The sequence below is a fragment of the Halomonas sp. BN3-1 genome (assembly GCF_003056325.1).
GTDB classification, from domain to species: domain Bacteria; phylum Pseudomonadota; class Gammaproteobacteria; order Pseudomonadales; family Halomonadaceae; genus Halomonas; species Halomonas litopenaei.
Genome location: NZ_PYVV01000059.1, coordinates 1 through 459, shown reverse-complemented (window position 1 = coordinate 459; position 459 = coordinate 1). Strand labels below are relative to the sequence as shown.

Sequence of the window (459 nt, the reverse complement as noted above, 5' to 3'; positions counted from 1 at the left end):
TCGACCGTCTCGATCAGCCGACCCTGGTCGTCATAGCGATAGTGGGTGGTGCGTCCTTCGCCGTCGATATGGCGGATCAGCCGGCCGTGCTCGTCCCAGCGCCAGTGCTCGCTGCCCAGCGCCGGGTGGAAGGGGTGAGTGATCGACTCGATCTGGTTGTGATCGTTGTAGCGGTAGAAGGTCACCACGCCGTCGGCGTCGGTGACGCGGGTGTACCACAGGCCGCGATGGTACTCGAAGCGGGTGTCCTCGCTGCCATCTTCCAGGCGGTTGCGTACGCAGCGCGCGTCGTGAGCGGCGGGCAGGGCGCCCTCGGCCTTGCCCGGCCAGTCCCACTCGAGCTCCACCGCCAGGCCACTGCGATGGGTGTAGCGGGTGACCAGATGGTGCTGGTACTGGTACTCGCGGGTGTAGCCGCGCATATCACGACTTTCGATCAGATCACCGTCGGCGCTGTGC

At 66.2% G+C, this 459-nt stretch carries 1 protein-coding gene; it reads right to left on the bottom strand.

What is annotated here, in order from left to right:
* The coding region (locus tag C9F12_RS22300) for an RHS repeat domain-containing protein (RefSeq protein WP_162816568.1) at window positions 1–459 on the bottom strand (459 nt) is incomplete at both ends.